Source organism: Photobacterium sp. GB-56 (assembly GCF_003026105.1).
GTDB lineage: Bacteria > Pseudomonadota > Gammaproteobacteria > Enterobacterales > Vibrionaceae > Photobacterium.
The window spans coordinates 1-23,831 of sequence record NZ_PYNW01000013.1; the positions used below are offsets into that span (position 1 = coordinate 1).

The window sequence follows — 23,831 nt, forward strand, 5'->3', positions numbered from 1 at the left end:
ACCCACCTGATCCCATGCCGAACTCAGTAGTGAAACGTAATAGCGCCGATGGTAGTGTGGGGTCTCCCCATGTGAGAGTAGGACATCGCCAGGCTTCCAATTCGTTTTCATCTTTTTAAGAAAAAGATGAAAATAAAAAATAGATATCTATTTGAACTATAGATATCGCATGTGGTGTTATCGCTCTTAGCCATCCATGGCTTCACGATATTAAAACATCCATGTTCGTCGGAGCGGTAGTTCAGTTGGTTAGAATACCGGCCTGTCACGCCGGGGGTCGCGGGTTCGAGTCCCGTCCGCTCCGCCACTTTATTAAAGAAACCTGAATCGAAAGATTCAGGTTTTTTTCGTCTGTAGAAAATGAACATTATAGGGTAGTGAGCTAGGTGCTTTATTGGGAAGCAACTAGCTGCCTGCTATTTCGAGTTCCGCCCGTTTTAATAATTATTAAAAAAGCGGAGTCAAAAAAATTTAGGCTGTGTATCAGTATTGGTGAGCTACCGTAAAATATTTTAAAAGTAGTTCATTTAGTTGCTCTTGATACTCATCATGAGTCTGTGAACCAATTAGTTGGGCTAATTCCTGTCCTATTGGTGATAAACGATAATAGGTGAACGATGTCCCTTTTTTGATGGGTGATAAACTGTAAGACTCTGTATGGTAGTTGAAATTGAGTTTATCAGTGTAACTTATTAAGTTTGTTTCTAGCTCTGTACTTAATAGCAGCCCAAGTTCAGTTAAAATTAAAATAGACGAATAAGGTAAATGGTATTGGTTATAATCAATATGTGTTTGGTGACTTCTATGAAAACTAAAGCTGCTTGTTCGCTGTTTGATACTTGTGAGAAGTTTTTTATTTTTATCGTTACCAATGCAACAGGTAAGAGTAAGGACTTTTTGAAATAGAGCGGCTTCTCGATGTGTCATTGATAAGAGTATTTTTAACGTGCGAAGAGAGACTGAGCCTGGTTGAATGATCTCTTGTTTTAGAATTTTTGCCCACAGTTTTTGCATGGATGGAGTATGAATTTGTTGAGCCATCTCTATAAATCTTACTAACCAATCAGGATCAGGATCTCTCGCTGTCTCATCATTACATTGGTTATAGGCTTGTTTTATGATCTGCTCTAAATTTGATTGTTCTTGTTGTCGTTTTTGTTGAAGACGAACTTGTAATCTTTGTTTTAAAGTCCTCTCTTGAGTATTGTTAATTTCCCCATCGATAGCATATTTTTCTGCGATGCTTTTTATTTTTTTTTTACTGTCGGTTAATGTTTTTAACACTCCAAGCGCTCGATTATTTTCTATTGGTTTATCTATACTCTCTACTTTATTAGTCATACTTCTTTCATTCTCTTAACCAATCGTTAACTCATTTTTGTTATCTTGATCTCATGATTAGCAACGAACATAATGAGATGTTATCTTTGTGTTAATTTTAAGTAACTAATAATTACGGAGCATCCCATGAAAAAATTGAATCGATATATTACTGATCTTATTTTAGTCATTGGTTATTCAACGATCGTGAGTTACTTGCTTTGGTTTTTTAGTAAATAGTATATCGACTAGAGCTATCGTTTCTTTATTACTTTGAAAAAACTTAGCCACCCAGAGAGAGGTGACTAAAGTCTCATTATAAATTTTTACTCACTAAACCGATTACTTTTTTAATCTCACTAGGTGTCAGTTTGCCTTCTTTGGCGAATATGACTTTACCAGTCTTATTTACAACAAATACGGCAGAGCTTTCCTTTTTTAGATCCCATGTTTTTTGAACAATCCCATTGCTGTCCAGCACTATTGATGACCATGGGTATTCACGTTTACTGTCTTCTGTTGCTGATTTTACAAAGCCCCCCGTACCCCACATCGCATCATTTTGGTTAATGATCGTTGTTGTTTGGTACTCATTTTCCGGAAATTTTGCGGCAGAAATAGCTGCAACAAGTGGCGCGTTAAGCTCTTTGGCTGCACTGCGTCCAGCTATTGCGAATACGATACGCATTTTGCCTGTTAGTTTTGTACTTCTCCATGATTTGTAACTAATCGCCTTATCTTTTAAAACAAGCTCACCTTTATTGGTAACTGTAACACCAGGTAATGAATCACCTAGCTTGATATTGGTAGCAAAGCTGATTGAAGGGGCTAAAGCTGCAAGTAAGATAAAGGTTGCTTTCAATTTCATGTGTTGCCTCTTTTTAGTCTGATTTGTGATTATGATAGTTAATCTTCTTTGATCTGGTAGTACCAGAAGTTAATATTTGGGCTCTAAGTCGATCATTATTGTTACAAATTTCGTATTTATTGGAATATGGCAGGCTGTTTGCATTAAGTTTTAATGTGATGAAACAAAGTGATCGATTTGCGGTCTATATCTGTAACCGTTGAGTGAGGAAAATATGCTTAGAATCTTTAAAATTTACCGACCAAACCAAGTGGCTCGTTATGTAAAAAGCTATTTTAGAGGTCGTATTTTTATTATGGGGGTAGGTGGCTTTGAATTTGATAGTGGACGACTATTACCACCTAAGTCTGGTGATTTAAAAGCATTAAATGTATTAACTGAGGTGAATAAAGAGATTCAGGTACTATCAGGAATAGTTGTGTAATCACTAAAATCTAGCGTATTTCTCTCTAAATTGGAATACGAGTCAGATGTAAGTTTTACTTTGTTCCTGCTTTCGGCTAACAGAAAACTTGATCCTGCCATATGACAACACAAATATACTCCCTCCTATATAATGTATTCAGTTACAGAGCGGTATTAAATTATTTTTTCTCAAAAAAAGTTATTAATTGTTCTACAGTTGTTTTAGTTGCTGAAAGTAGTTTGAACCGTTTTCAGTACACTATTTATTTAGTGATAATTATTAATAATTCCAACAGGCTATAATACTGGCAATGAAGTTATAGTTAAGACTTAGAATACGTCTAATACTTCTATTAAAAAGATGGCATAAATTCGTGTTGAGGCACTGTTTTTCTTAATTTCATTGACCTTTGGTTACTTTTTTTTAGATTCATTTTGTTAATATTTATAAATAGGTAGCTGAAAATGGTTAAAAATTCTATTCGGTTCAATATTCATAAGTTTTCAGATGGCAAAGGTTGGAAGTTACTTATCGCTTTGCCACAATGGATTCGTAATTAATTCTAAATTTCGCAAAGAAGCACAATAGAATGAATAAAGTTTTTAAATGGCTGGGTGTGACATCATTTGCTTTGGTGCTATCGAGTCCAGTTATGGCCTCTTCATTGAAGATTAAAGGCTTAGATGGAAAAGTAGAAGATAATGTTGATGCTTATCTTTCTGCATTATCAAAGGATGATTATAGTGCGACATTGCGCTTTAAAGATCAGGTATTAAATGAAATTAGCGACGCGCTGCAGGCATTGGGCTATTACCAGCCAAAGTTTGATTATCAAGTCTCGGGTAGCGGCGCTAAAACTAAAATAGTGGTTACCGTTGATAAAGGTCCACGAGCGCATATTAGTAAAAGTAATCTGATTATTACTGGTGATGCTAAAAATGATCCTGCTTTTATTTCATTAGTAAAAAGCAGTGGTTTAGGGATTGGTGAACCGCTTAATCAAGGTAAATATGAGGCTTTTAAAGCATCATTAAAGAGTTTAGCACTTCGACGTGGTTATTTTGATTATGAATTAACGAAAAGTACATTAGAGGTGGTACCTAGTCGTAACGAGGTCTTTATCGATATTAATTTTGACTCAGGTCGACGTTATACCTTTGGTGAAACGACTTTTCAGGGAAGCCAAATTGATGATAACCGCTTACGTTCAATGATCCCTTACACGGAAGATGAACCTTATCTAGCTTCAAAACTGGGAGAGTACAATGAACGTTTGTCTAACGTTGGTTGGTTTTCTTCCATTTTTGTTGGTGGGGATGTAAAAGAACGTAAAGATGATGCGATCCCTATTCATGTTGTTGTTACGCCACAAATAAAAAATCAATTTGAAACCGGTATTGGCTTTTCGACTGATACCGGCCCTCGTTTGAAGTTCAATTGGAAAAAACCGTGGATCACGAGTAAAGGCCATAGCTTTAACTTGAAATCCGAAATATCGAAAGATGAGCCAAAAGTTGAAGCGGTTTATAAGATCCCACTCGATGATGTGTTGAATGATTATTATCAAGTTGTCGGGGGCATACGTTATGTCGATACACACGATACGGTAAGTACACAATTTGGTATCGGGGTTGAACGTCACTGGCGTTTAGATTCGGGATGGAATCGTACTATTGCGCTTCGTTGGTTGACGGAGAAATATGAACAAGGTGGGATGGAAAAAGGTGTTTTCAATGTTTTGATGCCAGGATTGTCATACAGTAAAAGTAGTATGGTTGGAGGAATATTCCCGACCAGTGGGAGTAAATATAATTTTTCTGTTGATCTTGCTAATAAAAATGTTGGATCAAATACGACTTTTGCTCGAGTACAAGCAAAAAATGCTTGGATTCGTAGTTTTGGTGAAAATCAGCGTGGTATTTTGCGTTTAGATGGCGGTGCTATTATTAGTGATGGCATTCAAGATGTCCCACCTTCGTTACGTTATTTTATTGGTGGTGATAGTAGCCTTCGAGGCTATGGTTATCAGTCTATTTCTCCTCGTAATAGCCAAGGCAAAATGGAAGGCGGTCGTTATATGGCAACCTCTAGCATTGAATATCAACACCGTGTGTATGGTGATTGGTGGGGGGCTGTATTTTATGATTATGGTTCTGCTTGGAATACTACACCTGATTGGAAGCGTGGTGTCGGAGTCGGTGTTCGATGGGTTTCACCTGTAGGTCCTATTCGCCTTGATTTTGCTTGGGGCTTAGATAAGAACAAGAGCAATAATGATCGTTTCCTTAAACTGAGCAAAGATGAATTTCAGCTCCACTTTACTTTAGGTCCTGAATTATGATTTGGGTTAAGCGTATAGCACTTGGCGTATTAGCCTTATTATTATTATTAGTTATTGCTGTTGCTGCACTACTTTATACTCCTGCTGGTATTAAAGTTGCTGCATGGGGAGCGCAAAAAGCGCTTCCTGCCTTGTCGATTGGTGAATCGCAAGGCGCTTTGCTTGATGGTTTTGAATTTAAGAATGTCCGTTATAACGACGGTAATATAGATCTTGCTGTTAATAAGTTGAATTTAACATTAAATGATAGCTGTTTATTAACCCCTGAGATTTGTATTTCTGATCTAGGGGTGCAAGGTGTGAAGTTTTCAATGCCAAAACTTCCTCCTTCATCGGATAAGCCTGAACAACCTTCAAAGCCAGTCACTGAAATCTCAATGCCATTACCTATTCATATTGAGAAGGTAACGCTTGATGATATCGATTTAGATATCTTGGCGAATAAAGTGCGCTGGAAGCATTTCTCTACAGCAGCAGATTTACAAGGCAGTCATGTCACCTTAAAGCCAACGGATTGGGAAGGGATTTATTTATCATTAGCGCCATCTAAAACGGCTGATAAGAAGTCAGTTGCAGCGTCGAAATCAACGAAAAAAGCGGAAGCAATAAAACTGCCTGATGTTGTGCTACCGATGTCGTTTGATATTGAGCGCTTTACGGTAAAAGACTTCGAGTTAGCTGGCGAAACGCCACAAAAGATCTCGTTATTAGAGCTGATTGCGAATGCTAAAGACAGCGATATCAAGATTGATAAGTTGCAGGTAAATGCGCCTCAAGCGTCTTTAACCGCGAAAGCTGATGTGACGTTAACGGGAGATTACCCACTTTCATTAGATGCGAATGCAAAGATATCGATGAAGCCTGTTGAAGGACATCAGTTGCATTTAAAAGCATCAGGATCATTAGCGAAATTGGTACTTGATGCGACGTTAAAAGGTAAATTAGATGCGTTGGTTAAGGGTAAATTATCGCCGCTAGATCCGAATCTTCCTTTTGATGTGGTGGTATCCAGTAAGCATTTACAGTGGCCGATTGATAAAAAAGCAGAATTTACTGTTGCCAATACTGATATAAACGCCAAAGGTAGCTTAAAGGGGTTTATGTTTAATGCTAAAAGTAACGTAAATGGCACGCCTATGCCAAACGTGAAATTTAATTTGAAAGGTAAAGGTAACCTTGATTCGGTGAACTTATCTGCGCTGAATGTAGAGACCTTAGGTGGTTCTATTACCGGCAATGCAAAAGCAAGTTGGAAAGATCTTGTTAAATGGCAAGGCCAGCTCGCTTTTGCCAATATCCAGCCAGGTAAGCAATGGCCAGAAGCGGAAGGCAACGTAAGCGGTAAGTTAAATACATCGGGTGGTTTAACTGCAAAAGGTGGTTGGTTTATTAAATTGCCAGAACTTGCTGTTAATGGCTCCATCATGAAACAGCCTCTTGAGCTTCATGGTCAGCTTGATGCTTCTGATGTGACGGGTAAAGGTAAAGATCTTAAGTTTAAAACACAGGGCTTAACATTAAAGCATGGTCCTAATGGTTTAGTCGCGAAAGGTGAATTAGACAAGACGTGGAACGTTGTTGCTGATATTAAAGCGCCAGATTTATCTAAATCATTAGCGGACTTACATGGTCGTGTTAATGGTGAGGTGAAGTTATCAGGCAAAATGGCTGAACCGGATGTAACACTTGATCTTGAAGGTGATGATCTTGGTTGGCAAAAAGTCGCAAGCCTTGCGTCTTTTAAATTGAAAGGTAGCGTAACGCCATTACCAGCATTAAAAGCTGATATTAGTTTAAATGCTAAAAAAGGGAAATTTGATAGTGTTACGTTAGATGATATGGATGTGTTGTTTAAAGGCACAGAGCAAGATCATCGTTTAACGGTAAAAGTAAAAGGGGAGCCCGTTGGCACTGAGTTACTTCTAACAGGTAAATTAGATCGTAAGACAGGCTGGCAAGGGATCTTGCAAAAAGGTGACTTTACGACTCCTGTTGGTGAGTGGGTATTAAACCATCCAACACCTATTCGTTATGATCTGAAAACTGCAATGGCAACTGTCGGTGCTCACTGTTGGCAACAAGGTAAAGCTGGAATTTGTCTAACTCAGGATCTGACTGCTGGTGCATCGGGTAATGCGCAGTTAGCAATAAAACGATTCAATTTTGATTTATTGAAATCATTTATTCCTGAGCAGATGAAGGTTAACGGCGAGCTTGGTGCGAACGTTGTCGCTAAATGGGCGCCAAAGAGTGCACCCTATGTGAAAGCCCAGATTTTGATGCCAAGCGGCAGTTTTACTCAACAAGTGGATACCGATGATGCCCCATTAGCGTTAGGCTGGGATAAAGTTACCGTCAATGCTGAGATGGAAAATGATGTTCTAAATGCTAATTGGTTAGTGGCGGTTAAAAATAATGGTGATTTATCCGGTAATGCTAAAATCACTGATCTACAAGGTGATAAGCGCATTAATGCTAATGTGAAATTAGATCGTTTTACACTTGCATTCTTAGAGCCTGTTATTAAAGACTACCATCAGTTTGGTGGTCAAGTTGATACTAACTTGCAAATAACCGGCCCAATCATGCACCCCGCAGTGAATGGTTTATTACAAGTCACGAAGCTAGAAGCAAGAGGGCGTAAAGTACCATTAGATGTTCAGAACGCTGATATCAAATTAGCCTTTAAGGGATATAACGCAACGTTAATGGGGAATATTTATACTCCTGATGGGCAATTGCTGTTACGTGGTACTGGTGACTGGCAAGATATGGCTGCGTGGAAAACAGAATTAAATATTAATGGTAAAGAGTTACAAGTGAGTATGCCGCCAATGGTTTCCCTTAAGGTCTCTCCAGATCTCACCATTAAAGCAACACCTAAATCTGCAGATATTAGCGGAAAGGTGGGGATTCCATGGGGACGTATTACGGTTAATCAATTACCAAAATCTGCGATCGCGGTTTCTAAAGATCAGGTCATTTTAAAAGATAACCTAGAACCAGTTGAACCGAAAAAATCTGTGCCGTTTGATATTACAACCAATATTATGGTGCATGTTGGTGATGACGTGAAGTTATCAGCGTTTGGTTTAAAAGCTGGTTTATTCGGTGATTTGAATGTTCGCCAAGATGGTAAAGGACCAATGATTTACGGTGAAGTGAATATTGCCAAAGGGTCGTTTTATCGAGCTCTGGGACAGGAATTACTTATCCGTAAAGGGCAGATATTATTTAACGGCCCTGCAGATCAACCATTCCTGTCGATTGAAGCGATTCGTGACCCTGATAATATCGAAGATGATGTTATTGCTGGTGTGAAGGTGACAGGCTCTGCAGATAAACCGGAAGTAACGATTTTCTCTGATCCGGCTATGCCACAACAAAATGCTTTATCGTATATTTTAACTGGCCGTAATCTTGATAGTGAGGATGATGGTGGTTCGGGTAATGCGATGACGACGGCATTGATAGGTATGGGACTGGCGCAAAGTGGTCAACTTGTTGGTGATGTTGGTGAAGCCGTTGGTATCAAAGATCTTAGCTTATCTACCGCAGGGGCTGGCGACGACTCACAAGTAACTGTTAGTGGTTATATCGCACCAGGACTACAGGTGAAATATGGCGTAGGCTTATTTAATGATGTGGATGAGTTTACAGTACGTTATCGCTTGATGAAGAATTTATATATCGAAGCAGTAAATGGTCTCGATCAGGCTGTGGACTTGCTTTACCAATTTGAATTTAATTAATCATTAGTGATGCCATCTAATAAAAAACCCAATGCTTGCATTGGGTTTTTTTATGTTTGTAGCATGTGTTTAGTCCTTTGGTTCAGTCCTTTGGTTTAGTTCGGAGGAGTTGTTGGTAACTTATGCCGTTAAATGTGTTTTTATAGCCAAGAGAATATAGCTCAGCTTCTGCTATTTCAGCACGTCGGCCTGAGCGGCAGTAGAGTAATATCGGTTTGGACTTGTCTGCCAAATATTCTGAAATTGTAGCGATCTGTTCAAAAGGAATGTTAACAGCGTTAGGAATATGTCCAGCGGCAAATTCATCGGCTGTTCTTACATCAACAATGATAGGGTTATGTGCTTGCTCTAGTTGCCAAAATTCATCGGGGGTGACATTTTTAGCAAATGAAATAGCGGTAAAAAAAGTTAAAAATACCGCGAGTAAACCACGTTTATTTTTCATTATATTTTACCGCTATTAATAAGTGTTATTAGCTAATTACTTTTTTTGAGCACGTTCAAAGGAAGTCAGAATTTCAGCTTTTGCTGCTTCTGCATTATCCCAGCCTTCTACTTTTACCCACTTGTTTGGCTCAAGCTCTTTGTAGCGCTCGAAGAAGTGAGTGATTTGTGCTTTAAGTAATTCAGGCAGATCATTCACATCTTGGATATGATCATATTCTTTACTTAGTTTGCTGTGAGGCACGGCAACGATTTTTGCATCTTCACCTGATTCATCTGTCATCTTCAACACGCCAACAGGACGACAGCGGATCACTGCGCCCGGAACGAGTGGATGTGGCGTTGGTACGAGTACATCGACCGGATCACCATCAAGCGATAGCGTGTGGTTAACGTAACCATAGTTACACGGATAAAACATCGGGCTAGACATAAAACGGTCAACAAAAATCGCACCACTGTCTTTGTCTACTTCATATTTAATCGGATCTGCATTTGCAGGGATTTCAATAACAACGTAAATATCTTCTGGGATATCCTTGCCAGCAGGGACCTGATTAAGGCTCATGACTAATTCCTTCTAAGGTTAATGAAATGTGTTGTTTGTTAAAATTATAATGAATGTAAACAAAAACAAAAGCAAATCATCATCGTTGATGTGTCGCGCCTTTAAATGCGCGACATGTATCGAGTTAACACTTATTTTTCTGGATATTCACGTAACAAACTTTCGACTTTTTCGACCATATTGGTTGAGCCAACAAAAAAGGGTACGCGCTGATGTAGTTCGGTTGGTGGAATATCTAAGATCCGCTGAAAACCATTCGTTGCTTTACCGCCAGCCTGCTCGACAATAAATGCCATGGGATTACATTCGTAAAGTAAACGTAACTTACCATTAGGGTAACTGGCGGTACTTGGGTAGAGATAAATCCCACCTTTTAATAAATTACGATGAAAGTCAGCAACTAACGAGCCTATGTAGCGTGATGTGTAAGGTCGTTTTTCTTCTGGCACAGCTTCTTGGCAATATTTAATGTACTGTTTTACACCGGTAGGAAAACGAATGTAATTACCTTCGTTAATCGAGTAAATGACGCCATCTTGTGGAATGGTCATATTTTCATGAGAGAGGCAAAAACTCCCTAATGAGGGATCATAGGTAAAACCATGAACACCATTGCCCGTGGTATAAACGAGCATAGTGGATGAGCCATAAATGACATACCCAGCAGCAACTTGTTGGTTGCCGGTTTGCAGAAAGTCTTCTTTTGTTGGAGGAGAGCCGACAGGGGAAACTCGGCGATAAATGGAAAATATCGTTCCCACAGAGACGTTAACATCGATATTAGATGAACCATCGAGAGGGTCCATTAAAACAACGTATTTTGCATTTAAATTTAATGGCTTATCAAATCCAACAGCTTCATCTTCTTCTTCACTCGCAATACCACAGACTTGATCCCTTGCTTCAAGAGCGGCTTTAAATTTATCGTTGGCATAGACATCGAGCTTTTGTTGCTCTTCGCCTTGGATGTTGTTCTCGCCGACCGTACCTGTAATATCGACCAATCCTGCTTTGTTAATTTCTCGGTTGACGATTTTAGCTGCGAGTTTAATTGACCCTAATAGGGATGAAAGCTCGCCACTTGCATGAGGAAAGTCACTCTGTTTCTCGACAATGAATTCACCAAGCGTTCTAATATCAGTCATAAACATTCCTTTCATCATGTTGTCATATAATCGGGTGAAGAGAGTAGAATATAGCACTTGATAAACTCACCTGCGGGTGAGTGGAAGTGCTAAATCGTATTTTTTGTTATATAAGAAATTGTATATAAAGATCTTTTTTATGGTAACGAAGTAACGTGAAAGCGTGAAACTAACCGAATTAATCACGGAGCCAGCAGCAATGCATATTCATATTTTAGGTATTTGCGGTACATTCATGGGCGGTGCTGCAATGCTTGCAAGGCAGTTAGGCCATAAAGTCACTGGCTCTGACGCCAATGTGTATCCACCGATGAGTACCATGTTAGAAGCCCAAGGTATTGAAATTATCCAAGGGTATGATCCGAAACAACTTGATCCTGCTCCTGATCTCGTGGTGATTGGTAATGCAATGAGTCGTGGTAACCCTTGTGTTGAGTATGTCCTTAACAGCAATCTACGTTACACCTCAGGCCCACAATGGTTACAAGAGTATTTATTACATGATCGTTGGGTAATGGCGGTATCGGGCACACACGGTAAAACAACAACAGCAAGCATGTTGGCGTGGATTTTGGAAGATTGTGGTTATCAACCGGGGTTTTTAGTCGGTGGTGTGCTGGGAAACTTCGGTATTTCAGCGCGTTTAGGGGAAAGCATGTTCTTCGTGGTGGAAGCGGATGAATATGACAGTGCTTTTTTTGATAAGCGTTCGAAGTTCGTACATTACCACCCTAGAACCTTGATCATGAATAATTTGGAATTTGATCATGCTGATATTTTCGATGATCTTAAAGCTATTCAACGTCAGTTCCATCATCTCGTACGTACAGTGCCTGGTAATGGTCGTATTTTAGCGCCAAAAGGTGTGAAAAATATTGATGAAACGCTAGAGATGGGCTGCTGGAGTGAATTGGAATATATTGGTGGTGATGGACACTGGCGCGCTGAAAAGCACCATGCCGATGGCAGTGTATTTGATGTGTATTTAGATAGCGATATGGTGGGTACCGTACATTGGCCTTTAGTGGGTGATCACAACGTTAATAATGCCTTAATGGCTATCGCTGCGGCACGTCATGTTGGAGTTACGCCAGATCTTGCATGTGAAGCCTTAGCTAAATTTATTAATACTAAGCGTCGTCTTGAGCTTAAAGGCGAAGTTAACGGTGTAACGGTTTATGATGATTTTGCTCATCACCCAACCGCTATCGAGTTAACCTTAGGTGGGTTACGTGCAAAGGTGAACCAATCGCGTATTTTAGCCGTATTAGAACCTCGCTCTAACACCATGAAGTTAGGGGTACATAAAGATGATCTTGCTCCTTCTTTACATGCTGCAGATGAAGTTTTTTTCTTCCAACCGCCAAATATTCCATGGTCAGTAGAAGAGATTGCTGAGCAATGTTCACAGCCTGCTTATTGCAGCGCAGATTTAGATGATTTGGTCAATAACATTACAAACAAAGCACAACCGGGCGATACTATTTTAGTGATGAGTAACGGTGGTTTTGGTGGTATTCATGATAAGTTATTGGCAGCACTAGCTAAATAATAGGAAAACGTAATGACAGATAAACGTATAACGCTAGCATGGACAGGCGCATCGGGTGCACCTTACGGACTACGTTTATTAGAATGTTTATTAGCGGCTGATTATCAGGTGTATTTATTGATTTCATCTGCGGCACGTGTGGTTTTAGCAACAGAGCATGGTTTGAAACTATCAGCATCGCCTGATAAAGCACGAGAACAATTAGCGGTTCATTTAAATGGTAATGCTGATAAATTAACTGTTTGTGGCAAAGATGATTGGTTTTCTCCTGTTGCGTCTGGCTCTGCTGCACCGAAACAAATGGTTGTTTGCCCATGCTCGGCTGGATCCTTGGCTTCCATTGCTTATGGCATGTCAGAAAATTTGATTGAGCGTGCTGCTGATGTAGTGATTAAAGAACGTGGTCAATTGGTGCTGGTGGTACGTGAAACACCATTTTCGACCATTCATTTAGAAAATATGCTTAAGCTTTCTCAGCTTGGGGCTACTATCATGCCTGCCGCTCCTGGCTTTTATCATCAACCACAATCGATTGATGATTTAATTGATTTTATGGTCGCAAGGATCTTGGATCATTTAGGCGTTAAGCAAGGTTTAGTCCCGCGATGGGGATATGATCAACGCGCATAATGTTAAATATTTAAGCCCGTAATTAATCTTACGGGCTTTTTTAATCTTGTTCGTTAGAGGGAAAAAATCCAGCTTCTTGATAATAACGTACAGCACCTGGATGGAAAGGAACCGATAATCCGTTTTGGAGCATGTCAGCTTTAGTTAAATTGGCAAAGGCAGGATGAAGTCGTTTAAAGGTATCAAAATTGTTAAAGATAGATTTTGTTAGCGCATAAACGGTTTCTTCAGAGACATCTGTACTTGAAATTAATGTTGCTGACACGCCAAAACTTTCAGTATCCCCTTTAATTCCCTTATAAAAACCTTTAGGAGTCATTGATTTGGTATAAAAAGGATGATCAGCAATGATCTTTTCGATATTTGCCCCAGTGGTTGGAATTAATTTCGCATTACAATAGACTGCGGCTTCTTTTATTGCCCCGTTTGGATGGCCAACAAGATTGATATACGCATCAATTTTGTTATTACATAGTGCTTCTGAGCGTTCCTCGGCTGGGATCGAGATAAGCTTAAAATCAGAATATGTCCAACCAAGGCTATCCATAACAATTTCCATGGTTGCTCGATCGCCTGATCCTGCCTCACCAATATTGATCCGCTTTCCTTTAAGATCATCAAGATTATTTATGCCTGAATCTTTACGAACAATAATATTAAAAGGCTCATCATGTAGTGAAAAGATAGCCCTCATCTTGCTATAAGGACCTTGGTCTTTAAACTGGTTCGTACCGTTATAGCCATGAAATTGCCAATCAGATTGAACAACACTAAATTCAAATTGTTTATCTTTGAGTTTATTGATGTTGTAGATAGAGCCGGTGGTTGATTCAACCAAACAACGCAGATTATGTTGCAGTCGTCCTTGATTCACTAATTTACAAATCGCACCGCCTGCAGGGTAATAAACACCATTGATAGGTCCTGTGCCAATTGTGATAAAACGTTGAGCGTGTGCTGTCGATACGATGAAATAACAACTTAAACTAAATAGCCCAAGCAGCATTCTTTTCTTTAATGTCATGAATGAATCCTTTCTAATCATGATGGTCAATGGATACGAATGAGAGCGTATTAAAGAATATTTTTGCTATTTATCATAACAAATGACAGTAGTCTGAGGTTTTTTTGTCTGTGCTTCACCACTCAAATTAAGTAATAAGCAAGATGAAAAGAGATAAACTTGAAATAAAGAACAAGAGTCAGAGATAGGGAATAAAAGTAGGCAAAGAGCCGGGTCTATTTGTTATGTCACTCAATGATGAAAATAAATAGACCCAAGGTATTACTTACTGTAATCAAATAGTTCACAAACAGAATCGTAAAGCTCTTCTGCTGTTACGCTACTCGTTGGTGTAATAAAGATCGTATCATCACCCGCAACTACGCCAAGGATGCCTTCGGCTTTACCTAAAGAATCTAATAAGCGAGCAATCACTTGTGCAGCGCCTGGACCTGTGTGAATAACAACAAGTGCGCTGTTATAACCAACATCCATGACAAGATCTTTTAATGGGCTGCTTGTTGTGGGTACGCCGAGTTCAACAGGTAAGCAATACACCATTTCCATTTTTGCATTGCGTGTTCGTACTGCACCGAATTTCGTCAGCATACGAGAAACTTTAGACTGGTTGATATTATCGAAACCTTGCGCTTTCAATGTATCAACAATCTCACCTTGAGAACTGAATTTTTCTTCTTTTAGAATGAGTTTAAACGCTTTTACTAAGCGCTCTTGTTTATCTGAATTTCGCATAAATAAATATTATCTACAGAGATGAGGTGGGGTATTTTTGCATAACCTATCACTAAGTAGCAAACAAACTGCATGAAATCTGATTTTTGTATTATCAGGTGTTAATGTTCAGCATAAGGTAAGAAATAATCTTTGTCGTTGTTTTTATTAGATAACATTTGTTTAAAACTGCTTAAATTCTCACTTTTTTGCATGAAAGTTGTTTTTGTTGTGACAAGATCGGATGAAAAAAAAGGGTTTCTGCGCAACTTCGCAAAGCGCGCGGCCGAAGATTGTATTTGTTATCGGCTTGCTATAACGTCCTTCTATTATGCTTATCTTATGCAATGAAAATTGGCTTAAGTAAGATGTATTAATAAAAAAAGATACTTCTATCGTAAAGGAGAACGAACATGAAAGTTGCTGTAATTGGCGCTGCTGGTGGAATCGGTCAAGCTCTTGCTCTGCTATTAAAAAACCATCTTCCAGCAGGTTCAGATCTTGCTCTATATGACATTGCACCAGTAACGCCTGGTGTTGCAGCCGATCTTAGCCATATCCCGACCCCTGTAACCATTAAAGGTTATGCAGGTGAAGATCCTACTCCAGCATTAGAAGGCGCTGACGTTGTCCTTATTTCTGCAGGTGTAGCGCGTAAACCGGGTATGGATCGTGCTGATCTTTTCAATGTAAATGCCGGTATTGTTAAATCTCTAGCAGAAAAAATTGCTGTAGTATGTCCTGATGCTTGTATTGGTATTATTACTAACCCTGTAAATACAACAGTGCCTATCGCAGCTGATGTACTTAAAAAAGCAGGTGTGTATAACAAGCGTAAGCTGTTCGGTATTACAACACTTGATGTTATCCGCTCTGAGACGTTTGTTGCTGAATTAAAAGATAAGTCGCCTTGTGATATTAGTGTTCCAGTAATTGGTGGTCACTCAGGTGTAACTATTTTACCGTTGCTATCACAAGTTGAAGGTGTTGAGTTTACTGACGAAGAAGTAAAAGCATTAACACCACGTATTCAAAATGCAGGTACTGAAGTTGTTGAAGCAAAGGCGGGTGGCGGCTCAGCAACCTTGTCTATGGGCCAAGCGGCATGTCGTTTTGGTTTAGCGCTAGTACGTGCATTACAAGGTGAGCAAGGTGTTGTTGAATGTGCTTACGTTGAAGGTGATGGGCAGCATGCACGTTTCTTCGCACAACCTGTATTGTTGGGTAAAGATGGTATTGAAGAAGTAATGGATTACGGTTCATTAAGTGACTTTGAGCAATCCGCGATGGACAGCATGCTAGATACGCTTAAAGGTGATATTGCTCTAGGCGAAGAGTTCGCTGCAAAGTAACCCGTTTAAATAGTAGAGTAAGAAAAAGCGGCGATTAAGCCGCTTTTTTATTGCCTGTGAGAAGTCTTTTCTAATAATAACGATCACAGCCTGTGTGCAATTGCGGTTGATCAGTGATCTCGTTGCATTCAATGGAACGCAGTTGATGATCGTTCTTATGCTCAATGATTACGGCGTTATTTTGTTGATCAATGCCGATCACTTTCCCCACGCCATGTAATGATTCTACCCACATACCAATCTTTAATTGGGTTATTTCCATTATTCACTCCCACTTACCAGCAAAAGAAATAAACTAATACCAATTATAGATCATAGTGATCATCTGATTTTTAGAGATAAAAAAACCTGCCACATTGGCAGGCTCTATGATGCTAAATTGAAGACTTATTTATTACGCTGTACAGCCATGTGTGCTAGTGCAACTAAGGCTTCTTTGTACTTAGAGTCTGCAATAGGTGCTAAAGCCGCAATGGCTTTCTCTGCTTCTTCTTCTGCACGTTGTTGGGTGTACTCAAGTGAACCATGTTCGTGCATAGCAGCTAAAATAGCATCAAGCTTTTCCATCCCATTTGCTTTTTCAATAGCTTCGCGAATCATGCTTGATTGCTCGGTATTACCATGGTGCATAGCATGGAGCAGTGGTAAAGTTGGCTTACCTTCTGCTAAATCGTCACCGACGTTTTTCCCCATTTCTTTACCATCAGCAATGTAATCTAATACATCGTCGATAAGTTGGAATGCCGTGCCTAAATAACGACCGTATTCTTGAAGTGCTGACTCAATTTCAGCTGGTGCTTGGGCAATAATGGCTGCGATTTGAGTTGAAGCTTCAAACAAGCGTGCTGTTTTTGAATAGATCACTTGCATGTAGCTATCTTCGGTGGTGTTAGGATCATTACAATTCATTAATTGTAGAACTTCACCTTCAGCGATCACATTGGTTGCTTCACTCATGATGTCGAGGATCTTTAATGATCGTAGGCTAGTCATCATTTGAAATGAACGTGTGTAAATGTAGTCACCGACTAAAACACTGGCTGCATTACCAAACGCTGCGTTGGCTGTTTCTTTACCACGACGCATGTTTGATTCATCGACAACATCATCATGTAATAATGTTGCTGTATGAATAAATTCAATAAAAGCAGCAGCTGTAGTGTGTTGATCACCGTCATAGCCCAAAGCTCGCGCTGCCAAAACAGCCAGCATTGGGCGTAGACGTTTGCCACCACTACTGACAATGTAGAAGCCTAGTTGATTGATAAGCACAACCTCTGAGTTAAGTTGTGCTTGTATCTTCGCGTCGACCTCGGCCATATCGTTGGCGGTGAGCGCTTGGATAGCTTTGAAATCCATTAATACATCCAGCAAGATTGTTGGCCACGTAGGGCGGTAAAGTGATTCGAATGGTTTATCGAATCTTACACTAAAATAGCACTATCGTCATAACCCCAACGTGCGCTATTTCAAAGACTTTTTTTGTTGAGCAGCTTTTCATCAATTTTCTTTCTATAATGGCTTGCCAGAATAACTCTTTTCGCGTAACATTCGCGCCCTATTGATGACAAGATTAAGCGCATACCCATTGCCTTTTTTATGTGGCAAATGGCCTATGCGGACAAGCGGAGTAAGACATGTACGCTGTTTTCCAAAGTGGTGGTAAACAACACCGTGTAAGCGAAGGCCAAACCTTACGCTTAGAAAAACTAGACGCTGAAACTGGCGCTAGCATTGAATTTGACTCAGTACTTTTAGTAGCTAATGGCGAAGAAGTATCTGTAGGCGCACCTTTTGTGGCTGGCGGTAAAGTAACTGCTGAAGTTGTTACTCACGGTCGTGGCGATAAAGTTAAAATCGTTAAGTTCCGTCGTCGTAAGCACTCTCGTAAGCAAATGGGCCACCGTCAGTGGTTCACTGAAGTCAAAATTACTGGCATCAGCGCTTAATAATAGGAGAATTTAAAGATGGCACACAAAAAAGCTGGCGGTTCTACTAACAACGGTCGCGATTCAGAAAGCAAACGCCTAGGTGTTAAGCGTTTTGGTGGCGAATCAGTTCTAGCAGGTAACATCATCGTTCGTCAACGTGGTACTAAGTTCCACGCTGGTAACAATGTTGGCCTAGGTAAAGACCACACTCTATTCGCTCTATCTGATGGTAAAGTGAAGTTCGAAGTTAAAGGTCCTAAGAACCGTAAATTCGTATCTATCGAAGCTGAATAATATTCAACTTTGACACGAAGATTAAAGCCCTGCCTATTGGCGGGGCTTTTTATATCTGGAGGGTTTATGCGAGATCGTGGCCCAATGATCGGTTTTTTTCTTGCATTAACAACGGCTGTCTTTTGGGGCGCGTTACCAATAGCAATGAAGCAAGCTGTTGAAGTGATGGACCCTTTCACTATTGTTTGGTATCGCTTTATTACGGCATCTGTAGGTTTAGGTTTATTATTAAGCTGGAAAAAGCAGTTACCAACAATTTCAAATTTAGGCCGAGCTGGTGGGCTAGTGTTACTGATTGCAAGTATTGGTCTTGCGGGTAACTTTGTCCTGTTCAATAGCTCGCTAAAATATCTTAATCCACCTGTGGTACAGGTAATCATTCAATTAGCTCCAGTGGGCTTATTGGTGACCAGTGCATGGGTATTTAAAGAAAAGCTTGCTAAGCACCAGATTATTGGTGTGATTTGTTTATTGGCTGGCTTACTACTGTTTTTTAATGAACGCTTAATTGAGTTATTTACCAGTTTTTCTGGTTATACTTTAGGTGTGAGTTTAGCTGTGGCGGCTGCTATTGTGTGGGTAATATATGGCCTTGCGCAGAAGTGGTTATTAAAGCAATTTACATCAGCGCAAATTTTGCTGATGATCTATGTGATCTGTGCTTTGATCCTTACGCCAGTAGCGCAACCAGAACAAATCTATGCAATGGATAATCGTCAACTTGCGATGTTGGCATTCTGTTGTATTAATACGCTTGTTGGCTATGGTGCTTTCGCTGAAGCGATGTCACGCTGGCAAGCCTCACAAGTGAGTGCAGTGATCACACTGACTCCTTTGTTTACGATATTATTTGTCGATCTTGCGAGCCTTGCTCTACCACAATACGTTGCGCCAGTAACGTTGAACATCTGGGGTTACCTTGGTGCGATGGTGGTGGTAAGTGGTGCGATATGCTGTGCTATAGGCCATAAATTTATTCGCCAGCACAAATAATCTAGGTCGATGACAATAATTACTACGCCATGATGAGTTAGTGATCATGGCTGTATGTTAAACGCCACAGTGCGGAGAAAAGAATGAAGTTTATAGATGAAGCAGTTATCAAAGTTGATGCCGGTGACGGTGGTAACGGCGTAGTGAGTTTTCGTACTGAAAAGTACATTCCTAAAGGTGGTCCTGATGGCGGTGATGGTGGTGACGGCGGTGACGTTTACCTCTTTGCTGATGAAAACTTTAACACCCTGATCGATTATCGTTTTGAACGTTTCCATGCCGCAGAGCGTGGTGAAAATGGTCGTGGTGGTAACTGTACGGGTAAACGTGGTGCCGATAAAATACTGACAGTACCTGTAGGCACACGTGCAGTTGATGACGATACAGGTGAAGTGATTGCCGATCTGACTGAACACGGCATGAAAGTGATGGTTGCTAAAGGCGGTTTCCATGGCCTAGGTAACACCCGTTTTAAATCATCTGTAAACCGCGCACCTCGTCAAAAGACAATGGGGAGTTTAGGTGAGGTTCGTCATCTTCGCCTAGAATTGCTGCTTTTGGCTGATGTAGGTATGTTAGGTTTACCTAACGCAGGTAAATCGACCTTTATTCGCTCTGTATCGGCAGCTAAGCCGAAAGTAGCGGATTACCCATTCACTACGTTAGTACCAAGCTTAGGTGTTGTACGTGTTGATGCAGAGCGTAATTTCGTTGTTGCTGATATTCCTGGTCTGATTGAAGGTGCGGCAGACGGTGCTGGTTTAGGTATTCGTTTCCTTAAGCACCTAGAGCGTTGTCGTGTATTACTTCACATGATTGATCTACTGCCTGCTGATGGCTCTGATCCGGTAGAAAATGCATTCACTATCATCAATGAGCTTGAGCAATACAGTGATAAGCTAGGCAATAAGCCACGTTGGATTGTATTTAACAAAGCTGACTTGCTTGATGAAGAAGAAGCGCAAGAGAAAATGACTGAAGTATTAGAAGCCCTTGCTTGGGAAGATAAGTACTACAGTATCTCTGCACTAAACCGTACCGGTACGAAAGAGCTAACGTATGATCTGATGGAAGCGATTGATGCTATGCCTAAGATCAAATACGAGCCAGAAGAGAAAGAAGATAAAGTTGACTTCAAGTGGGATGATTACCACGCTGAGCAAATTAAGAAAGCGCAGGATGAAGACGACGATGATGATTGGGATGATTGGAATGAAGATGATTACGATGTTGAAATCATCTACAAGCCATAATCAAGTCTGATTGTGTAGAGGAAGCCGTACCGTGAGGTACGGCTTTTTTTGTGCTTAATCAAAATGGATGCAGGAGTTATTCGGTACTCTAATAGGATAATAAATGCGCAATATTAATGGATGATAAATGGCAATTCATAAGGACGGTATTATTACTTCACTCTCAGAATATGAACAAAGAGACATAACACGGCTTGTGATATCTGCAGGTCAACGTCTTTTACAGCATGGCGCAGAAAGTACCTTAGTGGCAGATGTGACAAGTCGACTTGGTTTGGCGCTTGGGGTTGAAAGTGTTGAGGTCTCATTATCTGCTAGTTCGATGGTGATCAGTACTCGTCATCAGGGGAGCTGTATTACGACTACAAGGCGTTGCCAAGATAGTGGGATCAATATGCAGATCGTGACGGACATTCAACGGATCTGTATTTTAACTGAGCGTGGATTGCTTGATCGTTATGATGTTCACCACAAATTAGAACAAATCCAACCTCAGCGTTATCACCGCTTATTGGTGATTATTATGATTGGTCTATCTTGTGCTTCTTTTAGCCGTTTAGCTGGGGGGGATTGGCCAGTTTTTTGCCTGACTTTTCTAGCTTCATCTATTGGTATGTTTGTTCGCCAAGAGATTGCACATTGTCATTTTAATCCTTTGATTAATTTTGCTTTTACCGCCTTTGTTACCACATTAATTTCAGGTCTTGGACAAGTTTATCAAATTGGTGATAAACCTTTTTTAGCGATGGCTTCGTCTGTACTGATGTTGGTACCGGGTTTTCCTTTGATCAATGCCGTTGCTGATATGGTAAAAGGTTACCCTTCAATGGGATTAGCACGGTGGACGATGGCGAGTTTACTAACACTTGCCGCTTGTATTGGTATTGTTGCTGCGATGAATGTGCTGGATGTGTGGGGATGGTTACTATGAATGATCTGATCTCACTAATGCTGGCGCTAGGTAATGATATGTTTTTCGCTATGATCCCAGCCGTTGGCTTTGCATTAGTCTTTAATGTCCCACCAAAGGCACTGAAATATTGTGCCATTGGAGGGGCGTTAGGGCATGGCACTCGTTTTCTTTTAATGCACTGGGGAATGCCTATTGAGTGGGCTACATTTGCAGCAGCTACTCTTGTTGGTATGATTGGTGTGCATTGGTCGCATCGCTTTTTAGCTCATCCCAAAGTCTTTACTGTCGCAGCAATGATCCCTATGGTACCTGGCGTTTTTACTTATAAAGCAATGATTGCGATTGTTGAAATTAATCATCGTGGTTTTTCAATGGAATTATGGGGAGTGATGATTGAGAATTTGCTTAAAGCGATCTTTATTGTTGCTGCATTAGCCATTGGGTTAGCTATGCCGGGATTATTGTTTTATCGCCGTCGACCTGTGGTGTAACCTATAGCATCACAAATATTAAAAAGGAGTTTCCTGAAGATGAAGATCAGTATGATCGCCGCAATGGCGCATGATCGAGTAATTGGCAAAGAAAATGCGATGCCATGGCATTTACCCGCTGATTTTGCTTGGTTTAAGCAATGTACTTTAGGAAAGCCTGTGATAATGGGGCGCAAAACGTTTGAATCTATTGGTCGCCCGCTTCCAGGTCGTCATAACATTGTGATCACCCGTAACCCTGAGTTTCATGCCGAAGGGATCACTGTTGTGAGCGATATAGAAGCTGCAATACAAGTCGCTGGTGATGTAGAAGAAGTAATGATCATCGGTGGTGGTAGTATTTACCAAGCGTGTTTACCAAAAGCGAATTGTCTTTATTTAACGTTTATTGATGCTAATTTAGACGGTGATACACGTTTCCCTGAATGGGGAGAGGGGTGGCATCAAGTGAAGTCTGAGCATTATGAAGCAGATGAAAAAAATGCTTATGCGATGGACTTTACGGTACTTGAACGCAATTAATCATACTGTTTAATAATGCCCATGCTAGTGGGCATTATTGGATAGGATAAAGTGGCAAGATTTAATAAATAGGGCATTCGGTAACAAAGCGTTGTCCGTCTTCCCAGCGTAACATAGTTAAACTGTTTCCCCACACGCACCCTGTATCAAGCCCAATACAATGCTTATCTTGATGTCCCATGAGTGCCGCCCAATGACCAAAGATAATGGTTTTCTCAATCGGCTCACTGCGCTTTACTTCAAACCACGGGATCAAGTTGCCAACTTCAGGGTTTCCTGGCTCTACTTTACACTGCATATCTAAACGTCCGTTAGGCTCGCAAAAGCGCATACGGGTAAAACTGTTGATGGTATAGCGGAGCTGATCTAATTCATTAAGTTCTTCTTGCCAAAAATCAGGGCCATCACCATACATATTTTCTAATAGCCATACATAACGTTCAGACTGAAGGATCGCTTCAACTCGGCGAGCTTGTTGACGCGCCGTCGCTAACGACCATTGTGGGCTAATGCCAGCGTGTACCATAACTAATGGAAAATCAGGATGTTCAGCCAGCAATGGTTGATGGCGTAGCCAATGAAGTAATTCTGGGCTATCGGGCGCGTCTAAAATGGCTTGAGTTTTATCACTCGGTTTTAAACGTGCGAAGCCATTTGAAGCGGCTAATAGGTGAAGATCATGATTACCGAGGATCACCTGTGCACTATTACCCAGTGCTTTTACAAAACGTAATGTTTCTAATGATTCAGGACCACGGGCGACAAGATCGCCAGCAAGCCAAAGGTGATCGTGCTTGGGATCAAAATGCGCTTGAGCAAGGAGTTTTTTTAGATCAGGTAAGCAGCCCTGAATATCACCAACAAGGTAGGTTGCCATATTGCTCTCATTATTGAGGAAAGTGAAAGTAAACAGCTAGTGAATAATGTTAGGCACAGCCAAACGAAAAGGGGCAATGTTAACTTTAAAGCTATTACCGTCCCCGTCTTCCATAATGTAATGTCCTTGCATCACACCAAGCGGGGTATCAATAATTGTACCACTGGTGTAGGTATAGTCATCACTTGCTTGAATTATGGGTTGTTTACCCACAACACCATCACCATCAATCACTAGTTTTTTGCCATTGGCATCGGTGATCAACCAGTGGCGTTTAAGCAATTGTGCTTGACCACGACCAAGATTATGAATAGTGATGGTATAGGAAAACACATAGCGACTCTTGTCAGGCTCGGATTGATCATCGAGGTAATGAGTAACGACATGACATTTTATGGTTGGGGGAGAAGTGGTACTCACAGACAACATCCTTTGTTTATGATC

24 protein-coding genes, 1 tRNA gene and 1 rRNA gene are annotated in these 23,831 nt (G+C 40.5%); 15 read left to right on the forward strand and 11 right to left on the reverse strand.

The features are described from left to right. Both rrf and C9J42_RS15925 read left to right on the forward strand, forming a co-directional pair. A 5S ribosomal RNA gene (gene rrf, locus C9J42_RS15920) occupies positions 1 to 94 on the forward strand; the annotation flags it as partial. A gap of 136 nt (positions 95 to 230) precedes the next feature. Further along, positions 231 to 307: transfer RNA gene (locus C9J42_RS15925), tRNA-Asp, on the forward strand. Positions 308 to 483: 176 nt separating this feature from the next. Here the strand turns inward: C9J42_RS15925 and C9J42_RS15930 are convergent. Further along, entirely contained in the window at positions 484 to 1,341 is an 858-nt protein-coding gene (locus C9J42_RS15930; RefSeq protein ID WP_107260850.1) for a TIGR03899 family protein, read from the reverse strand. 295 nt (positions 1,342 to 1,636) lie between these two features. Next, complete coding sequence (locus C9J42_RS15935; protein ID WP_107260852.1) at positions 1,637 to 2,188, reverse strand: YtfJ family protein; 552 nt, start codon at positions 2,186 to 2,188, stop codon at positions 1,637 to 1,639. Between the two features lie 214 nt (positions 2,189 to 2,402). Here C9J42_RS15935 and C9J42_RS15940 point away from each other — a divergent pair, with 214 nt between their 5' ends. From C9J42_RS15940 to C9J42_RS15950, 3 genes are all read left to right on the forward strand, one after another. Continuing rightward, entirely contained in the window at positions 2,403 to 2,612 is a 210-nt protein-coding gene (locus C9J42_RS15940; protein WP_107207617.1) for a DUF1107 domain-containing protein, read from the forward strand. A 571-nt stretch (positions 2,613 to 3,183) separates the two neighbouring features. Continuing rightward, positions 3,184 to 4,935 (forward strand): autotransporter assembly complex family protein, encoded by a 1,752-nt coding sequence (locus tag C9J42_RS15945; RefSeq protein ID WP_107207618.1) that lies wholly within the window; start codon positions 3,184 to 3,186, stop codon positions 4,933 to 4,935. Next, a complete protein-coding gene (locus C9J42_RS15950; RefSeq protein WP_107287783.1) occupies positions 4,932 to 8,687 on the forward strand; it encodes a translocation/assembly module TamB domain-containing protein in 3,756 nt (1,251 codons plus the stop codon). Before C9J42_RS15945 ends, C9J42_RS15950 begins: the two co-directional genes overlap by 4 nt. Positions 8,688 to 8,769: 82 nt before the next feature. On the opposite strand, the gene C9J42_RS15955 is transcribed toward C9J42_RS15950, so the two are convergent. The 3 genes from C9J42_RS15955 to fbp all read right to left on the reverse strand — a co-directional run bounded on the left by C9J42_RS15955 (position 8,770) and on the right by fbp (position 10,844). Next, a complete protein-coding gene (locus tag C9J42_RS15955; RefSeq protein ID WP_107207620.1) occupies positions 8,770 to 9,132 on the reverse strand; it encodes a rhodanese-like domain-containing protein in 363 nt (120 codons plus the stop codon). Positions 9,133 to 9,168: 36 nt separating this feature from the next. Beyond that, positions 9,169 to 9,699 (reverse strand): inorganic diphosphatase, encoded by a 531-nt coding sequence (gene ppa, locus C9J42_RS15960; protein WP_105059407.1) that lies wholly within the window; start codon positions 9,697 to 9,699, stop codon positions 9,169 to 9,171. A gap of 131 nt (positions 9,700 to 9,830) precedes the next feature. Further along, positions 9,831 to 10,844, reverse strand: a complete 1,014-nt coding sequence (gene fbp / locus C9J42_RS15965; RefSeq protein ID WP_107207621.1) for a class 1 fructose-bisphosphatase — start codon at positions 10,842 to 10,844, stop codon at positions 9,831 to 9,833. Positions 10,845 to 11,043: 199 nt separating this feature from the next. On the opposite strand from fbp, the gene mpl reads away from it, so the two are divergent. Beyond that, positions 11,044 to 12,396 carry a UDP-N-acetylmuramate:L-alanyl-gamma-D-glutamyl-meso-diaminopimelate ligase gene (gene mpl, locus C9J42_RS15970; RefSeq protein ID WP_105061285.1) on the forward strand — a complete coding sequence of 451 codons (1,353 nt, stop codon included), beginning with the start codon at positions 11,044 to 11,046 and terminating at the stop codon, positions 12,394 to 12,396. A gap of 12 nt (positions 12,397 to 12,408) precedes the next feature. Continuing rightward, the gene (locus C9J42_RS15975) at positions 12,409 to 13,026 is read left to right on the forward strand and encodes a flavin prenyltransferase UbiX (protein ID WP_107207622.1); all 618 of its coding nucleotides are present in this window, start codon (positions 12,409 to 12,411) and stop codon (positions 13,024 to 13,026) included. A 40-nt stretch (positions 13,027 to 13,066) separates the two neighbouring features. On the opposite strand, the gene C9J42_RS15980 is transcribed toward C9J42_RS15975, so the two are convergent. Then, complete coding sequence (locus C9J42_RS15980; RefSeq protein WP_107207623.1) at positions 13,067 to 14,050, reverse strand: TAXI family TRAP transporter solute-binding subunit; 984 nt, start codon at positions 14,048 to 14,050, stop codon at positions 13,067 to 13,069. A 261-nt stretch (positions 14,051 to 14,311) separates the two neighbouring features. Further along, complete coding sequence (argR, locus tag C9J42_RS15985) at positions 14,312 to 14,782, reverse strand: transcriptional regulator ArgR (protein ID WP_045083547.1); 471 nt, start codon at positions 14,780 to 14,782, stop codon at positions 14,312 to 14,314. A gap of 392 nt (positions 14,783 to 15,174) precedes the next feature. Here argR and mdh point away from each other — a divergent pair, with 392 nt between their 5' ends. After that, positions 15,175 to 16,113: a malate dehydrogenase gene (gene mdh / locus C9J42_RS15990; RefSeq protein WP_107207624.1), complete on the forward strand. Its 939-nt coding sequence runs from the start codon at positions 15,175 to 15,177 to the stop codon at positions 16,111 to 16,113. 70 nt (positions 16,114 to 16,183) lie between these two features. Here mdh and C9J42_RS15995 read toward each other — a convergent pair whose 3' ends face one another. Continuing rightward, positions 16,184 to 16,375, reverse strand: a complete 192-nt coding sequence (locus C9J42_RS15995; RefSeq protein WP_107207625.1) for a hypothetical protein — start codon at positions 16,373 to 16,375, stop codon at positions 16,184 to 16,186. A 125-nt stretch (positions 16,376 to 16,500) separates the two neighbouring features. Continuing rightward, positions 16,501 to 17,472 (reverse strand): octaprenyl diphosphate synthase, encoded by a 972-nt coding sequence (gene ispB, locus C9J42_RS16000; protein WP_107207626.1) that lies wholly within the window; start codon positions 17,470 to 17,472, stop codon positions 16,501 to 16,503. Between the two features lie 278 nt (positions 17,473 to 17,750). On the opposite strand from ispB, the gene rplU reads away from it, so the two are divergent. The 7 genes from rplU to folA all read left to right on the forward strand — a co-directional run bounded on the left by rplU (position 17,751) and on the right by folA (position 22,510). After that, complete coding sequence (gene rplU / locus C9J42_RS16005; protein WP_005369904.1) at positions 17,751 to 18,062, forward strand: 50S ribosomal protein L21; 312 nt, start codon at positions 17,751 to 17,753, stop codon at positions 18,060 to 18,062. A gap of 18 nt (positions 18,063 to 18,080) precedes the next feature. Then, positions 18,081 to 18,338: a 50S ribosomal protein L27 gene (gene rpmA, locus C9J42_RS16010; protein ID WP_005369901.1), complete on the forward strand. Its 258-nt coding sequence runs from the start codon at positions 18,081 to 18,083 to the stop codon at positions 18,336 to 18,338. A 66-nt stretch (positions 18,339 to 18,404) separates the two neighbouring features. After that, positions 18,405 to 19,331, forward strand: a complete 927-nt coding sequence (locus C9J42_RS16015) for a DMT family transporter (RefSeq protein WP_005369900.1) — start codon at positions 18,405 to 18,407, stop codon at positions 19,329 to 19,331. Positions 19,332 to 19,414: 83 nt separating this feature from the next. Then, complete coding sequence (gene cgtA / locus C9J42_RS16020; RefSeq protein WP_005369899.1) at positions 19,415 to 20,584, forward strand: Obg family GTPase CgtA; 1,170 nt, start codon at positions 19,415 to 19,417, stop codon at positions 20,582 to 20,584. A gap of 127 nt (positions 20,585 to 20,711) precedes the next feature. Further along, positions 20,712 to 21,515: a threonine/serine exporter ThrE family protein gene (locus C9J42_RS16025; protein WP_107302160.1), complete on the forward strand. Its 804-nt coding sequence runs from the start codon at positions 20,712 to 20,714 to the stop codon at positions 21,513 to 21,515. Continuing rightward, positions 21,512 to 21,988 (forward strand): threonine/serine exporter family protein, encoded by a 477-nt coding sequence (locus C9J42_RS16030; protein WP_045083540.1) that lies wholly within the window; start codon positions 21,512 to 21,514, stop codon positions 21,986 to 21,988. Before C9J42_RS16025 ends, C9J42_RS16030 begins: the two co-directional genes overlap by 4 nt. 39 nt (positions 21,989 to 22,027) lie before the next feature. After that, positions 22,028 to 22,510, forward strand: coding sequence for a type 3 dihydrofolate reductase (gene folA / locus C9J42_RS16035; RefSeq protein WP_107247490.1), 483 nt, complete (start codon positions 22,028 to 22,030; stop codon positions 22,508 to 22,510). A 61-nt stretch (positions 22,511 to 22,571) separates the two neighbouring features. Here folA and C9J42_RS16040 read toward each other — a convergent pair whose 3' ends face one another. Further along, the gene (locus tag C9J42_RS16040) at positions 22,572 to 23,387 is read right to left on the reverse strand and encodes a symmetrical bis(5'-nucleosyl)-tetraphosphatase (protein WP_107294725.1); all 816 of its coding nucleotides are present in this window, start codon (positions 23,385 to 23,387) and stop codon (positions 22,572 to 22,574) included. 36 nt (positions 23,388 to 23,423) lie between these two features. Next, complete coding sequence (apaG, locus tag C9J42_RS16045; RefSeq protein ID WP_107207630.1) at positions 23,424 to 23,807, reverse strand: Co2+/Mg2+ efflux protein ApaG; 384 nt, start codon at positions 23,805 to 23,807, stop codon at positions 23,424 to 23,426. Between the last annotated feature and the right edge of the window lie 24 nt (positions 23,808 to 23,831).

Coding starts and splice junctions, on each gene's coding strand:
- ispB (WP_107207626.1), bottom strand. CDS start 17,472: ATGGATTTCAAAGCTATCCAAGCGCTCACCGCCAACGATATGGCCGAG.
- argR (WP_045083547.1), bottom strand. CDS start 14,782: ATGCGAAATTCAGATAAACAAGAGCGCTTAGTAAAAGCGTTTAAACTC.
- C9J42_RS15975 (WP_107207622.1), top strand. CDS start 12,409: ATGACAGATAAACGTATAACGCTAGCATGGACAGGCGCATCGGGTGCA.
- fbp (WP_107207621.1), bottom strand. CDS start 10,844: ATGACTGATATTAGAACGCTTGGTGAATTCATTGTCGAGAAACAGAGT.
- rplU (WP_005369904.1), top strand. CDS start 17,751: ATGTACGCTGTTTTCCAAAGTGGTGGTAAACAACACCGTGTAAGCGAA.
- mpl (WP_105061285.1), top strand. CDS start 11,044: ATGCATATTCATATTTTAGGTATTTGCGGTACATTCATGGGCGGTGCT.
- C9J42_RS15950 (WP_107287783.1), top strand. CDS start 4,932: ATGATTTGGGTTAAGCGTATAGCACTTGGCGTATTAGCCTTATTATTA.
- C9J42_RS15930 (WP_107260850.1), bottom strand. CDS start 1,341: ATGACTAATAAAGTAGAGAGTATAGATAAACCAATAGAAAATAATCGA.
- C9J42_RS16015 (WP_005369900.1), top strand. CDS start 18,405: ATGCGAGATCGTGGCCCAATGATCGGTTTTTTTCTTGCATTAACAACG.
- C9J42_RS15995 (WP_107207625.1), bottom strand. CDS start 16,375: ATGGAAATAACCCAATTAAAGATTGGTATGTGGGTAGAATCATTACAT.
- rpmA (WP_005369901.1), top strand. CDS start 18,081: ATGGCACACAAAAAAGCTGGCGGTTCTACTAACAACGGTCGCGATTCA.
- C9J42_RS16030 (WP_045083540.1), top strand. CDS start 21,512: ATGAATGATCTGATCTCACTAATGCTGGCGCTAGGTAATGATATGTTT.
- cgtA (WP_005369899.1), top strand. CDS start 19,415: ATGAAGTTTATAGATGAAGCAGTTATCAAAGTTGATGCCGGTGACGGT.
- C9J42_RS15945 (WP_107207618.1), top strand. CDS start 3,184: ATGAATAAAGTTTTTAAATGGCTGGGTGTGACATCATTTGCTTTGGTG.
- ppa (WP_105059407.1), bottom strand. CDS start 9,699: ATGAGCCTTAATCAGGTCCCTGCTGGCAAGGATATCCCAGAAGATATT.
- C9J42_RS16025 (WP_107302160.1), top strand. CDS start 20,712: ATGGCAATTCATAAGGACGGTATTATTACTTCACTCTCAGAATATGAA.
- C9J42_RS15935 (WP_107260852.1), bottom strand. CDS start 2,188: ATGAAATTGAAAGCAACCTTTATCTTACTTGCAGCTTTAGCCCCTTCA.
- C9J42_RS16040 (WP_107294725.1), bottom strand. CDS start 23,387: ATGGCAACCTACCTTGTTGGTGATATTCAGGGCTGCTTACCTGATCTA.
- C9J42_RS15955 (WP_107207620.1), bottom strand. CDS start 9,132: ATGAAAAATAAACGTGGTTTACTCGCGGTATTTTTAACTTTTTTTACC.
- mdh (WP_107207624.1), top strand. CDS start 15,175: ATGAAAGTTGCTGTAATTGGCGCTGCTGGTGGAATCGGTCAAGCTCTT.
- C9J42_RS15980 (WP_107207623.1), bottom strand. CDS start 14,050: ATGACATTAAAGAAAAGAATGCTGCTTGGGCTATTTAGTTTAAGTTGT.
- folA (WP_107247490.1), top strand. CDS start 22,028: ATGAAGATCAGTATGATCGCCGCAATGGCGCATGATCGAGTAATTGGC.
- C9J42_RS15940 (WP_107207617.1), top strand. CDS start 2,403: ATGCTTAGAATCTTTAAAATTTACCGACCAAACCAAGTGGCTCGTTAT.